This is a genomic window from Burkholderia mycopellens (genome assembly GCF_964265025.1).
GTDB lineage: Bacteria > Pseudomonadota > Gammaproteobacteria > Burkholderiales > Burkholderiaceae > Burkholderia.
The window spans coordinates 902,031-915,359 of sequence record NZ_OZ183802.1; the positions used below are offsets into that span (position 1 = coordinate 902,031).

The 13,329-nt window shown below is 67.5% G+C and carries 13 protein-coding genes; 8 read left to right on the forward strand and 5 right to left on the reverse strand.

Features of this window, described 5'->3' with window-relative positions; all coding sequences use genetic code 11:
* Positions 1–15: 15 nt before the first annotated feature.
* Positions 16–405, reverse strand: a complete 390-nt coding sequence (locus ACPTTC_RS04235) for a phage holin family protein (RefSeq protein ID WP_175966712.1) — start codon at positions 403–405, stop codon at positions 16–18.
* Positions 406–528: 123 nt separating this feature from the next.
* Positions 529–831 carry a DUF883 family protein gene (locus ACPTTC_RS04240; protein ID WP_006494044.1) on the reverse strand — a complete coding sequence of 101 codons (303 nt, stop codon included), beginning with the start codon at positions 829–831 and terminating at the stop codon, positions 529–531.
* A 318-nt stretch (positions 832–1,149) separates the two neighbouring features.
* On the opposite strand from ACPTTC_RS04240, the gene ACPTTC_RS04245 reads away from it, so the two are divergent.
* Positions 1,150–1,788 carry a peroxiredoxin gene (locus ACPTTC_RS04245; RefSeq protein ID WP_034182833.1) on the forward strand — a complete coding sequence of 213 codons (639 nt, stop codon included), beginning with the start codon at positions 1,150–1,152 and terminating at the stop codon, positions 1,786–1,788.
* Between the two features lie 145 nt (positions 1,789–1,933).
* Here ACPTTC_RS04245 and ACPTTC_RS04250 read toward each other — a convergent pair whose 3' ends face one another.
* Positions 1,934–3,121 carry an acyl-CoA dehydrogenase gene (locus ACPTTC_RS04250; protein ID WP_046545018.1) on the reverse strand — a complete coding sequence of 396 codons (1,188 nt, stop codon included), beginning with the start codon at positions 3,119–3,121 and terminating at the stop codon, positions 1,934–1,936.
* Positions 3,122–3,334: 213 nt separating this feature from the next.
* Here ACPTTC_RS04250 and ACPTTC_RS04255 point away from each other — a divergent pair, with 213 nt between their 5' ends.
* Together ACPTTC_RS04255 and ACPTTC_RS04260 are read left to right on the forward strand one after the other, a co-directional pair.
* Positions 3,335–4,126 (forward strand): IclR family transcriptional regulator, encoded by a 792-nt coding sequence (locus ACPTTC_RS04255; RefSeq protein WP_423391643.1) that lies wholly within the window; start codon positions 3,335–3,337, stop codon positions 4,124–4,126.
* Between the two features lie 141 nt (positions 4,127–4,267).
* The gene (locus ACPTTC_RS04260; RefSeq protein ID WP_423391644.1) at positions 4,268–4,678 is read left to right on the forward strand and encodes a GFA family protein; all 411 of its coding nucleotides are present in this window, start codon (positions 4,268–4,270) and stop codon (positions 4,676–4,678) included.
* A 184-nt stretch (positions 4,679–4,862) separates the two neighbouring features.
* Here ACPTTC_RS04260 and ACPTTC_RS04265 read toward each other — a convergent pair whose 3' ends face one another.
* Positions 4,863–5,666 (reverse strand): EAL domain-containing protein, encoded by an 804-nt coding sequence (locus ACPTTC_RS04265; RefSeq protein WP_175957954.1) that lies wholly within the window; start codon positions 5,664–5,666, stop codon positions 4,863–4,865.
* A 364-nt stretch (positions 5,667–6,030) separates the two neighbouring features.
* Between ACPTTC_RS04265 and ACPTTC_RS04270 the strand changes: the two genes are divergently transcribed.
* Genes ACPTTC_RS04270 through fahA form a run of 5 tightly spaced genes read left to right on the forward strand, consistent with a single transcriptional unit; the run spans position 6,031 to position 11,972 of the window.
* Entirely contained in the window at positions 6,031–7,692 is a 1,662-nt protein-coding gene (locus ACPTTC_RS04270) for an FAD-dependent oxidoreductase (RefSeq protein WP_423391645.1), read from the forward strand.
* Between the two features lie 40 nt (positions 7,693–7,732).
* The gene (locus tag ACPTTC_RS04275; protein ID WP_021157152.1) at positions 7,733–7,963 is read left to right on the forward strand and encodes a DUF2783 domain-containing protein; all 231 of its coding nucleotides are present in this window, start codon (positions 7,733–7,735) and stop codon (positions 7,961–7,963) included.
* Entirely contained in the window at positions 7,960–9,321 is a 1,362-nt protein-coding gene (locus ACPTTC_RS04280) for an MFS transporter (protein ID WP_423391646.1), read from the forward strand. Before ACPTTC_RS04275 ends, ACPTTC_RS04280 begins: the two co-directional genes overlap by 4 nt.
* Before the next feature lie 15 nt (positions 9,322–9,336).
* On the forward strand, positions 9,337–10,671 hold the full coding sequence (gene hmgA, locus ACPTTC_RS04285; protein ID WP_423391647.1) for a homogentisate 1,2-dioxygenase: 1,335 nt from the start codon (positions 9,337–9,339) through the stop codon (positions 10,669–10,671).
* Entirely contained in the window at positions 10,668–11,972 is a 1,305-nt protein-coding gene (fahA, locus tag ACPTTC_RS04290) for a fumarylacetoacetase (protein WP_423391648.1), read from the forward strand. The genes hmgA and fahA overlap by 4 nt, the downstream gene beginning before the upstream one ends.
* Before the next feature lie 151 nt (positions 11,973–12,123).
* Here fahA and ACPTTC_RS04295 read toward each other — a convergent pair whose 3' ends face one another.
* The gene (locus ACPTTC_RS04295; protein WP_175957959.1) at positions 12,124–13,284 is read right to left on the reverse strand and encodes an MFS transporter; all 1,161 of its coding nucleotides are present in this window, start codon (positions 13,282–13,284) and stop codon (positions 12,124–12,126) included.
* Positions 13,285–13,329 lie beyond the last annotated feature (45 nt).

Genomic DNA, 13,329 nt, shown 5'->3' on the forward strand with positions numbered 1-13,329 from the left:
TGAGCGCGACTGCGTTCACGGCTTGCCGCGGAACAGTTCGCGGTCTTTCTCGAGTTCGGCGAGCGTCGCCTCGAACACGGTCGGGGCGTCGCGCAGGCCGGCGCGGGCCTTCAGTGCGCACACGATCCCGCCTGCTGCATACAGCGCGGTGATCGCCGCGAGCGACTGCCAGCGATAGGTATCCCAGAACGCGATCGCGACGAGTACGGTCAGGCTGATGAGTGCCATCGTCGCAAGCATCATCGCGATGAGCCCGAGGAACAGCACGCCCATCAGGCGCTCCTTTTCCTCGGCAAGCTCGATGCCCACCAGTTCGAGGCGCGTTTGCAGAAGTCCGATCGCGGAGCCGACGAGGCGGCGCAGCGGTCCTTGGCCGGACGGCTGCGAGGTGGTGTCTGTCGTCATGGGTGAGGTGCGTACGCGTGCAGTGTGCAGCTAGGACAAAGCCGGCCGGCGGAAACCGCCGGCTGGCTTCGACGCCCGCAGGCCGCGCGACGCGGCCAACGGGACGAAACGGCGCAGAGCGCGTTACTTGCGGTTGATCAGCAGGCCGATCAGCACGCCGACGCCGGCGGCGACGCCGATCGACGTCCACGGATGCTCGTGCACGTAATCGTCGGTCGCGCGTGCGGCCTTCTTGCCTTTCTCGACCACCACGACCTGGACGTCGGCCGCCTTTTCCTTGGCCTGCTTCAGGCGCGACATGGCTTTCTCGCGCAGCTCGGCCGCACGGTCGCCCGTGCTGCTCGCAGCTTGCTTGAGCAGGTCTTCAGCGTCCGAGAGAACGGTTTTGATATCCGACATCAGTTTCTCCTTGTTGATTTCCGACATTGCAACTCCCTTCGTGCTGTCATGCTGCAGGTTCACATCGTAACGAAACGCCTGCCTGCTGGCGAGCCGGGAAGACACACGACGGCAGTGCAAGACCGCATGGTAAACGACTTGTAATCATCAACAGAGCGGCAAACGGGGTGAAAAGTTTCCCGCGTGGCCGTCCGTCCGGCACCGGCACCGGGCAAAAATGACAAAAAAGTATGAATATCAAACGGAATAATCGTTCGCATGCCCCATTGCTTCCCGTAAGCTGACACACTTTCCCGCGCCGACCCGGGCGCGGTTTCAACCAGCATCGTTCGAGGAGGGAACATCATGAGTCTGCGTCTTGGCGACATCGCACCGGATTTCGAGCAGGAATCGAGCCTGGGCCCGATCAAGTTTCACGAGTGGCTGGGCGACAGCTGGGGTGTCCTGTTCTCCCATCCGGCCGACTACACGCCGGTGTGCACGACCGAACTCGGGCTGACCTCGAAGCTGAAGGGCGAATTCGAGAAGCGCAACGTCAAAGTGATCGCGCTGTCGGTCGACGGTGTCGAATCGCACAAGGGCTGGATCAACGACATCAACGAAACGCAGTCGACGGTCGTCGGTTTCCCGATCATCGCCGATGCGGACCGCAAGGTTTCGCAGCTGTACGACATGATCCACCCGAACGCGAACGAAACGCTGACGGTGCGTTCGCTGTTCGTGATCGACCCGAACAAGAAGGTGCGGCTCACCATCACGTACCCGGCCAGCACGGGGCGCAACTTCGACGAAGTGCTCCGCGTGATCGACTCGCTGCAGCTGACCGACAACTACAAGGTCGCGACGCCCGGCAACTGGAAGGATGGCGACGACGTCGTGATCGTCCCGTCGCTGCAGGATCCGGAAGAACTGAAGAAGCGCTTCCCGAAGGGCTTCAACGCGGTGCGTCCGTATCTGCGTCTCACGCCGCAGCCGAACAAGTAAGCATCGGCTGCAGATGAACGCGATACCGGGCCGGCGGCCCGGCGCGCGGATCGGATGAAGAACGGCCCGCCCGGCAGTCATGCCGGGCGGGCCGTGTCTTTTGCGCGTGCGCGGCGCGGCTGCCGCGTACGCGGTATCCGGACGATCAGAAGAACGCCTGGATGCCCGTCTGCGCGCGGCCGAGGATCAGCGCGTGGATGTCGTGCGTGCCTTCGTACGTGTTGACCACTTCGAGGTTCACGAGGTGGCGCGCGACGCCGAATTCGTCGGAGATACCGTTGCCGCCGAGCATGTCGCGCGCGAGTCGTGCGATGTCGAGTGCCTTGCCGCACGAGTTGCGCTTCATGATCGACGTGATCTCGACGGCCGCCGTGCCTTCGTCCTTCATCCGGCCGAGGCGCAGCACGCCCTGCAGGCCGAGCGTGATTTCGGTCTGCATGTCCGCGAGCTTCTTCTGGATCAACTGGTTCGCGGCGAGCGGGCGGCCGAACTGCTGGCGGTCGAGCACGTACTGGCGCGCGGTGTGCCAGCAGGACTCGGCGGCGCCGAGTGCGCCCCATGCGATCCCGTAGCGGGCCGAGTTCAGGCACGTGAACGGGCCGCGCAGGCCGCTCACGTTCGGCATCAGGTTCTCTTCCGGTACGAACACCTCATCGAGGACGATCTCGCCGGTGATCGATGCGCGCAGCCCGACCTTGCCGTGGATCGCGGGCGCCGACAGGCCCTTCCAGCCTTTCTCTAGGATGAAGCCGCGGATCGCGTCCTTGCCGTTCTCTTCCAGCTTCGCCCACACGACGAACACGTCGGCGATCGGCGAGTTCGTGATCCACATCTTCGCGCCGGACAGCGAGTAGCCGCCGGGCACCTTCTTCGCGCGGGTGACCATGCTGCCCGGATCGGAGCCGTGGTTCGGCTCGGTCAGCCCGAAGCAGCCGATCCATTCGCCGGTGGCGAGCTTCGGCAGGTATTTCTGCTTCTGCGCGTCGGAGCCGAATTCGTGGATCGGGACCATCACGAGCGACGACTGCACGGACATCATCGACCGGTAGCCCGAGTCGACGCGCTCGACTTCGCGCGCGATCAGCCCGTAGCTCACGTAATTGAGGCCGGGGCCGCCGTATTCCTCGGGAATCGTCGGGCCGAGCAGGCCGACTTCGCCCATCTCGCGGAAGATTTCGGCGTCGGTGCGTTCGTGGCGGAACGCTTCGGTGACGCGCGGTGCGAGCTTGTCCTGCGCGTACGCCTGCGCGGCATCGCGCACCATCCGCTCTTCTTCGGTCAGTTGCTGGTCGAGCAGCAGCGGATCGTCCCAATGAAAAGTAGCAGCACTCATCGTCTCATCTCCTGTCGACCCGAGTTAGCGCTTTAGCGCTTACTCGGGTCCCATGCTTTGCGGTCGTCCCGAGTTAGCGCTTTAGCGTTTGCCCGGATCCCATCCTTTACGGTCGGTCCCTGATTCAGCCGGGTTCCATGCCTGAGAGTTTGCTTGACTGAAGTTCCGCTGTGCGGAACAATGTTTTGCAAATCGACCTCAGTGTAGCACCAGATGACACTTTCAACCATCGACGAAACCACGATTGACGAACGCAAGTTCGTCGTCGCGCTCGCGCGCGGGCTCGACCTGCTGCGTGCATTCCGGCCCGGGGAGACGATGCTCGGCAACCGCGACTTCGCGGAGCGCACCGGACTGCCGAAGGCGACCGTGAACCGGCTCGCCTATACGCTGACCGTGCTCGGCTACCTGCGCTACGACGAGACGCTCGGAAAGTATGCGCTCGACGCCGGCGTGCTATCGCTAGGCTACGCGCTGCTGTCGGGCTCGGGGACGATCGACCTCGCGCGGCCGCACATGCAGGCGCTCGCGCGCGAGATCGGCGCGGCCGTGTCGCTCGGCTGCCGCGACGGGCTCGACATGATCTACCTGGAGACGATCCGCAGCGAGACCGCGCTGACGCTCGGGCTCGCGCCCGGCTCGCGGCTGTCGATGCTGACGAGCTCGATGGGGCGCGCGTACCTGGCCGTGCAACCGGAGGACGTGCGCCGCGCGCTTTATGCGGAGCTGCATCGAGCGGCCGGCGGCGCGGCCGACGCCGATGCGCTCGTCGCCGCCGCGCAGCAGGCAGTGGCCGAGTTCTCGGCGGGCGGCTGTTGCTATTCGTTCCGGGCGTGGCACATGGACGTCAACGCGGCGGCCGTACCGTTTCGCGAGCCGCGCGAGGGGCGCTGGCTGATCCTGAGCTGCAGCGGCCCGGCATCGTCGATGGACGAGGGCGTGTTCCGCACGCAGGTCGGGCCGAAACTGAAGGCGCTCGCGCAGCGGCTCGGGCAGACGGCCTGAGCCGTGCGGCGGGCGCTACGGGCCCGATTGCCGGTAGCAGGGGCGGGCGGTAGCGGACGAGGTGGCACCGCCACCGCGGGTTGTGCCACGGGCGAACCGCGCGCATGATCGATCGCCAGCTCATTCACGCAGAGGTTGGCCATGTCTCACGCAGAACCGATGGAAGGCGGATGCGCATGTGGGGCGATCCGGTACCGGATCACCCATGTTCCGGCCGACGCCGGTTTTTGCCACTGCCGGCTCTGCCAGCGCACGACCGGCGCGGCGGTCGTCGCGTCGGCATCGGTGCCGATCGACGCGTTCGAATACCTGCAAGGCGAGCCGACGGTCTATGCGTCGAGCGCGTGGGGCGAGCGGCGCTTCTGCGGCCGTTGCGGCGCGCAGCTCGAATATCGGCTCAGCGAGGCACCCAAGACGGTCGAGATCAATTACGCGACGCTCGACGAGCCGTCGCGGCTGCGTCCGGCCTGGCACGTCTGGTATGGGGATCGCTTCCCGGGCATCGAGATCGGCGACGATCTGCCCAAGTACGACGATGACGGAACGGCTTGAGCGGTAACCGCCGGCACTGACTGTGCCGGACACGAGGAGCGCACGCTTCCGTGAAGCCGGTCTTTCGACGAGGCCGGCAACCAATCGCCGGACATCGGATGGCGGGGCAGGCCAGGCGGGCCGATTCCCCTCCGCATCACCCGCATCCCGCATTCGGCACGCGGATCACCTCATCCACTCAGGCTCAGGCCGTCACGACCTTCGCAAACACGGGCCCCTGCATGAACCGCACGTCGTGCTGGCGCAGCAGCTCGCACTGCGTTTCGTCGACGACGCCGTCGAAGATCAGCGGAATCCGCACGCGCTGCGCATAGGCGACGAGCGCCTTGACCATCCCGTCGCGCAACGCGATGCCCGCATCCATCTTGATGTAGTCCGGGCGCGCCATCTCCGATTCGACCGCGAGGATGCGGCCCGGGTCCGGCAGCTTGTCCGCGACCTTGAAACCGTGATGCTGGTAGCTGCGCGTCAGGTAGCCGAGGAAGGTCTTGTGCGCGACGGCGACCGCCGGCAGCTCGATCACGATCCGCTCGGCCGGCAGCCCGAAGCGCTGCAGCACCGACGAGAAATGCTTGCCGTGGTCGTACTTCACGCTTTTCAGCAGCCGTTCGTGCACGCGCAGGAACAGCAGCCCATGGCGCTGTGCGCCAAAGAAATTGATCGCGTGCAGCGCGCGCGACAGGCGGTCGATCGCGACGAGCGTCTGGTCGTCGACGGCCGAGTCAACCGGATCGTGCGGCGCGCCCGTGACGACCGTGACGGCCTGGAAGCCGAGCTCGTCGCCGTAGCGCTCGATTGCGTCCGCGAACGACGTCGATTGCGGCGCACCGGGCATCGTCACGTCGTAGATCGGTTCGTAGGCGCTGCCGAGCGTGCGCTCGGGCAGGTTCGCGCTTGCGGTGCCGCCATCGGCGAGCGCGAGGTGATCCCGCAGGTACGGCAGTTGCCCGGCACGGGCGACCAGCTCGGGAATGGTGGGCGGAATCATCGGCGTAAGAAGGAAAAACGGCGGCCGAACGGGCCGCCTCGTAGCTTGATATTAGCAGTGCCGGCCAAGCTCGGCTCGGCGTTTCATTCATATGGTTATCCCGTCCTCGACGCGCCGCCTAGGGTTTACGTTTATTTCACTATTCGTAATTGATTTTACTATTCGTAAATTCAGGATTTGTCGCCGATCAAGAAATGCGGCATGCGGGCGCCGCGAAACGGCGCCGTTCACGAATCAACAGGAAGCAAGGAGCGAGACGTGGCGGTTGACAGGCATTGCACGCGGGAGAGCGGCGCGGCGCGCCGGCTGGCGACGAGCGGGATGACGGGCGTGCCGGCGAGCGCCCGGCGGGGCTGAGGGGCGGATGGCGACCATGAGCATCGATTACCAGACGCTGAAGTTCGAATACCGTCCGCGTGCGCAGGACACGATCGTTCACCCGGTGATCGTCGTCGGCGCGGGCCCGGTGGGCCTCGCGGCCGCGATCGACCTCGCGCAGCAGGGCGTGCCCGTCGTGCTGCTCGACGACGACGACACGCTGTCGACCGGCTCGCGCGCGATCTGCTTCGCGAAGCGCACGCTCGAGATCTTCGACCGGCTCGGCTGCGGCGAGCGCTTCGTCGACAAGGGCGTGAGCTGGCACGTCGGCAAGGTGTTCCTGCAGGACGAACAGCTGTACGCGTTCGACCTGCTGCCCGAGGAAGGACATGCGCGCCCTGCGTTCATCAACCTGCAGCAGTACTACGTCGAAGGCTACCTGGCCGACCGCGCGTTCGAGCTGCCGAACATCGACATCCGCTGGAAGCACAAGGTGACGGGCATCGACCAGTCGGCCGAACACGCGGTGCTGACGATCGAAACGCCGGACGGCGTCGCGACGCTGCGCGCGCAGTACGTGATCGCGGCCGACGGCTCGCGCAGCCCGATGCGCACGATGATGGGCCTCGAAAGCCACGGCCGCACGTTCAAGGACCGCTTCCTGATCGCCGACGTGAAGATGAAGGCGGAGTTTCCGACCGAGCGCTGGTTCTGGTTCGACCCGCCGTTCCACCCCAATCAATCGGTGCTGCTGCATCGCCAGCCCGACAACGTATGGCGCATCGACTTCCAGCTCGGCTGGGATGCCGACCCCGTCGCCGAGAAGCAGCCGGAGCGCGTGATCCCGCGCGTGCGCGCGCTGCTCGGGCCGGACGTCGAGTTCGAGCTCGAATGGGTGAGCGTCTATACGTTCCGTTGCCAGCGGATGGCGTCGTTCCGTCACGGACGCGTGCTGTTCGCGGGCGATTCCGCGCACGGCGTGTCGCCGTTCGGCGCGCGCGGCGCGAACAGCGGCGTGCAGGACGCCGACAACCTCGCATGGAAGCTGAAGCTCGTGCTCGACGGCCGTTCGGCCGACCGCCTGCTCGACACGTATGCGAGCGAGCGCGAGTTCGCGGCCGACGAGAACATCCGCAACTCGACGCGCTCGACCGACTTCATCACGCCGAAGAGCCCGGTGTCGCGCGTGTTCCGCGACGCGACGCTGAAGCTTGCGCGCGACTGCGAGTTCGCGCGCAAGCTCGTGAACAGCGGCCGTCTGTCGGTACCGGCGGTGCTGGCCGATTCGCCGCTGAACACGCCGGACCGCGAAGGCGACGCATTTGCGTGCGCGATGCGGCCGGGCGCGGCGGCCGCCGATGCGCCGGTGCGTGTGCAGGGCGTGTCGGGCTGGCTGCTGCAGCACCTGGGCGGCGGCTTCATCGGCGTGCTGTTCGGGTTGCCGGGCGATGCGGCCGCGCTCGCGCAGGCCGTCGACGGCCTCGCGCCGCCGGTGCGGCCCGTGCTCGTCGTGCCGGCCGGGCACGCGCAGCCGGTCGCGGGTGTCGACGTCGTGGAGGACGTCGACGGTTTTGCCGCGCAACGCTACGACGCGAAGCCCGGCACGTTCTACCTGCTGCGCCCCGACCAGCATGTCTGCGCCCGCACGCGCACGCTCGACCGTCAGGCGCTTGCCGACGCACTGGCGCGCGCGACCTGCGCACGCTGAAAACCGCATTGGACACGATAACGACATCGGAGACCCCGTCATGCCCTCACTCGACACCCGCCCGCGCCTGGCTGACCCCGACGCGTTCTACGAAGCGCTGATCGACATGCATCGCGACCTGTCCGACGCCGACAGCCAGCTCGTCAACGCGAAGCTGATCCTGCTGCTCGCGAACCAGATCGGCGACGCCGACGTGCTGCGCGAAGCGATGGCGCTCGCGCGCCAGGGCGTGACGCCGCCCGTGCATCCGGCCGCCGAGGTGGCGCAATGAGCGCGGCGCCGGCCGACGCGCGCGTGCTCGAAGTCGAGCGCGTGATCGACGAGACCCATCGCCCGGGCTTTCACTGGATGCTGCTCGCGTTGTGCGGGCTGTGCCTCGTGATCGACGGTTTCGATGCGCAGGCGATGGGCTACGTCGCACCGAGCGTGATCGCCGAATGGGGCGTGCCGAAGCAGGCGCTTGGCCCCGTGTTCAGCGCGAGCCTGTTCGGGATGCTGCTCGGCGCGCTCGGGCTGTCGGTGCTGGCCGACCGGATCGGGCGGCGCCCGGTGCTGATCGGCTCGACCCTGTTCTTCGCGGTGACGATGCTCGCGACGCCGTTCGCAACCTCGATTCCCGTGCTGATGGCGTTGCGCTTCGTCACGGGCCTCGGCCTCGGCTGCATCATGCCGAACGCGATGGCGCTGGTCGGCGAGTTCAGCCCGGCCGCGCATCGCGTGAAGCGGATGATGATGGTGTCGTGCGGCTTCACGCTCGGTGCGGCGCTCGGCGGCTTCATCAGCGCCGCGCTGATTCCGGCGCTCGGCTGGCGGTCGGTGTTCTTCGTCGGCGGCGCGGTGCCGCTCGTGCTGACCATCGCGATGGTCGCGCGGCTGCCCGAATCGCTGCAGTTCCTGGTGCTGAAAGGGCGCGTCGCGCAGGCGCGCGACTGGCTCGCGCAGTTCGCGCCTCAGGCGGGCATCGACGCGAACACGCGGCTCGTGGTGCGCGAGCGCGCCGCGACCGGTGCGCCGGTCGCCGAGCTGTTCAGCCACGGCCGCCTGCCGGTCACGCTGCTGCTGTGGGCGATCAGCTTCATGAACCTGATCGATCTGTACTTCCTGTCGAACTGGCTGCCGACCGTGATGCGCGACGCGGGCTATTCGCCGGGCACGGCGGTGATCGTCGGCACGGTGCTGCAGACGGGCGGCGTGATCGGCACGCTGTCGCTCGGCTGGTTCATCGAACGCTACGGCTTCGTGCGCGTGCTGTTCGCCTGCTTCGCGTGCGCGGCCGTGTCGGTCGGGCTGATCGGCTCGGTCGCGCATGCGCTGCCGTGGCTGCTGGTGGTCGTGTTCGCGGGCGGGTTCTGCGTGGTCGGCGGGCAGCCGGCCGTGAACGCGCTCGCGGGCCAGTATTACCCGACGTCGCTGCGCTCGACGGGCATCGGCTGGAGCCTCGGCATCGGCCGGATCGGCTCGGTGCTCGGGCCGCTCGTCGGCGGACAACTGATTGCGCTCAACTGGTCGAACGGTGCGCTGTTCCATGCGGCCGCGGTGCCCGTGCTGTGCTCGGCGCTGTTCGTCCTGGGCCTGGCCGCTGTAACGCGGCGCAACGGCGCGCAGGCGCCGAACGCCGCGATGAATTGAGGGAGAAAGGAAACGATGACGCTTGACCTGTCGAAACCGGCTACCGCCGGCTACCAGAGCGGTTTCGCGAACGAATTCGCGACCGAGGCGCTGCCCGGCGCGCTGCCGCACGGCCGCAACTCGCCGCAGCGCGCGCCGTACGGGCTGTATGCGGAGCAACTGTCGGGTACCGCATTTACCGCGCCGCGCGGCCACAACCGCCGCTCGTGGCTGTACCGCATCCGCCCGGCGGCCGTGCACCGGCCGTTCGAGCCGTATGCGGGCCCGCAGCGCCTCGTGTCGGAATTCGGCGACTCGGTTGACGTGCCGCCGACACCGCCGAACCAGCTGCGCTGGGATCCGTTGCCGATGCCGGTCGAGCCGACCGATTTCGTCGACGGGCTGGTGACGATGGCCGGCAACGGTTCGGCCGCCGCGATGAACGGCTGCGCGATCCACCTGTACGCGGCGAACCGCTCGATGCAGGACCGCTTCTTCTACAGCGCGGACGGCGAACTGCTGATCGTGCCGCAGCAGGGGCGGCTGTTCATCGCGACCGAATTCGGCCGGGTCGACGTCGAGCCGTTCGAGATCGCGGTGATCCCGCGTGGCGTGCGGTTTGCCGTCACGCTGCCGGACGGCGACGCGCGCGGCTACATCTGCGAAAACTTCGGCGCGCAACTGCGCCTGCCGGATCTCGGCCCGATCGGCTCGAACGGTCTCGCGAACCCGCGCGATTTCCTGACGCCGCAAGCCGCGTACGAGGACCGCGAAGGCGCGTTCGAGCTGATCGCGAAGCTGAACGGCCGCCTGTGGCGCGCGGACATCGGCCATTCGCCGCTCGACGTCGTCGCGTGGCACGGCAACTACGTGCCTTACAAGTACGACCTGCGCCTGTTCAACACGATCGGCTCGATCAGCTACGACCATCCCGATCCGTCGATCTTCCTGGTGCTGCAGTCGCAGAGCGACACGCCGGGCGTCGACACGATCGACTTCGTGATCTTCCCGCCGCGCTGGCTCGCGGCCGAGGATACGTTCCGCCCGCCCTGGTTCCACCGCAACGTCGCGAGCGAATTCATGGGGCTCGTGCACGGCGCGTACGACGCGAAGGCCGAAGGCTTCGTGCCGGGCGGCGCGAGCCTGCACAACTGCATGTCGGGCCACGGGCCCGACGCGGACACGTTCGAGAAGGCGTCGGCGAGCGACACGACGAAGCCGCACAAGGTCGACGCGACGATGGCGTTCATGTTCGAAACCCGCACGCTGATCCGGCCGACGCGCTACGCGCTCGACACCGCGCAGCTGCAGGCGGACTACTTCGAATGCTGGCAAGGCATCAGGAAACACTTCAACCCGGAGCAACGATGAGCGATACCCAAGACTGGCGTGCGACGCTCGACCCGGCCCGCAAGAGCTGGGTCGAGACGGCGAACGATCCCGCCTGCGATTTCCCGATCCAGAACCTGCCGTTCGGGATCTTCAGCGATGCGAAGCAGGCGTCGCGCCGTGCAGGCGTGGCGCTCGGCGACCAGATCGTCGACCTCGCGGCGCTCGCCCGCGCGGGCCTCGTGACGCTGCCGCCCGGCGCCGAGGTGTTCGCCGCACCGACGCTGAACGCGTTCATCGCGCTCGGCCGCGACGCATGGCGCGGCGTGCGCGTGCAACTGTCGGATCTCTTCTCGCGCGACAACGCGAGGCTGCGCGACGATGCGGCGCTGCGCGCGCAGGTGCTCGTCGCGCAGCGCGACGCGACGCTGCATCTGCCGGTCGAGATTCCCGGCTATACCGATTTCTATTCGTCGAAGGAGCACGCGACCAACGTCGGCTCGATGTTCCGCGATCCGAAGAATGCGCTGCTGCCGAACTGGTCGGAGATGCCGATCGGCTACAACGGCCGCGCGTCGTCGGTGATCGTGAGCGGTACGCCGGTGCGGCGTCCGAACGGGCAACTGAAGCTGCCCGACCAGGAGCGTCCGGTGTTCGGCGCATGCCGCAAGCTCGACATCGAACTGGAGACGGGCTTCATCGTCGGCCGGGGCAACGCGCTCGGCGAGCCGATCGCGTGCGAGGACGCGGAAGCGCATATCTTCGGGATGGTGCTGCTGAACGACTGGAGCGCGCGCGACATCCAGCAGTGGGAATACGTGCCGCTCGGCCCGTTCAACGCGAAGACCTTCGCGACGACGATCTCGCCGTGGATCGTCACGCTCGACGCGCTCGAACCGTTCCGCGTCGCGCAGCCGGAGCAGTCGCCGCAGCCGCTCGCGTACCTGCGGCACGCAGGCAAGCATGCGTTCGACATCGCGCTCGAAGTGACGCTGCGTGCGGAAGGGGCGGCCGAAGCAACGACGATCAGCCGTACGAACTTCAAGCACATGTACTGGACGATGGCGCAGCAGCTCGCGCATCACACGGTGGCGGGCTGCAACACGCGCGTGGGCGACCTGATGGGTTCGGGCACGATCAGCGGGCCGACGAAGGATTCGTTCGGCAGCCTGCTCGAGCTGACGTGGAACGGCAAGGAGCCGGTCGCGCTGAACGGCGGCGGCAGCCGCGCGTTCATCGAGGACGGCGACGAGCTCACGCTCGCCGGATGGTGTCAGGGCGACGGCTATCGCGTCGGCTTCGGCGCGTGTGTCGGCAAGATCCTGCCGGCGTTGAAGGCGTAACGCGTAACGTCGCGCGTTCGTGAGCACGACGGCCCGCATTGCGCGGGCCGTCGTCGTTTTTGCGGTGTGATCGATGTATCCGTGGCCGGGCGGCGCGTGTTCGCGCCGTCGTCGTTTGGGCGGAGCGCCATGGTGGGCTTGCGCGCCGGCATCAGACCGCGCGCTGCAGCGCAGTGCGGCGCTCCCACAGCGCGGCGGCGACGAACGCCGCGACGCAGACGACCAGCACGCCGACCAGCGCGTTGCTGCCCAGTTGCTCCATCAACGCGCCCGCGACCAGCGGGCCGCCGAAGCTCGCGGCGCTCCACGACGCCGACACGAGCGAACTCGCGGTGACGAGCGCCGCGCCGCGGAAGCGTTCGCCGCACGCGACGAGCGACAGCGTGTAGATGCTGCCGGCCGCCGCGCCGAGCACGAATAGCAGCGGCCAGCACAGCCACGGATTGGCGATCACGAGCGGCAGCAGCGGCAGGCCGGCGAGCACGATCCAGCCCGCGCCGAGGTGCACGCGTTCGCGGCCGAGCTTGTCCGCGAGCCAGCCGATCGGGAACTGCATCGCGGTATCGCCGAACAGCATGATCGACGCGAGCAGCACGGCGGTGGCGCTCGCGACGCCGTGATCCATCGCGTAGAGCGGCAGCAGCGACAGCGCGAGCGTGTCGAACAGTGCGAAGAAGCCGGTGCCGATGATCAGCGCGGGCATGCGCGGCAGTACGTCGAGCCAGCGGCCGTGCGCTTCGTGATGCGCGTCGTCGCCGGCGAGCGGCGCGCGCCGGATCGTCGCGAGCGTCGGCAGCGCGAGCAGGAACAGCGCGCCGCACAGCGCGAAGCGAATGCTCGTCGCACCGGCGATCTGGCTGACGAGCACCGGGCCCGCCATCTGGAACAGCGTGAAATTGGTCGCGTAGATCGCGACGACGCGGCCGCGCGTCGAATCGTCGGCGAGCTGGTTGACCCACGCCTCGCCGATCGTGAACAGCAGCATGAGCGCGGCGCCGCACAGCACGCGCAGCGCGCCCCACAGGATCAGGTTCGACGTGAACTGCATCAGCGCGGTGGCTGCGGCAAGCAGTACGACCGATACGACGATCGCGCGGCGCGAGCCGATGTGTCGCGCGAGCGCGGTGACGAACGGGACGATCGCGAGACCGCCGAGGGCCTGCGCGGCCGTCAGCATGCCGACGACGTTGGTGCCGTGTCCGGCCTCGGTCAGCGCGAGCGCGGTGAGCGGCAGTGTGGCGCCGGTGCCGAGACCGACGACCGCGACGCTCAGGATCAGTGCAAGGAAATCACGATTGAGAATGGCTTTCATCGGCGGGGATGCTACACCGCGGACCTTGAAAGGTCCATGAAGGCC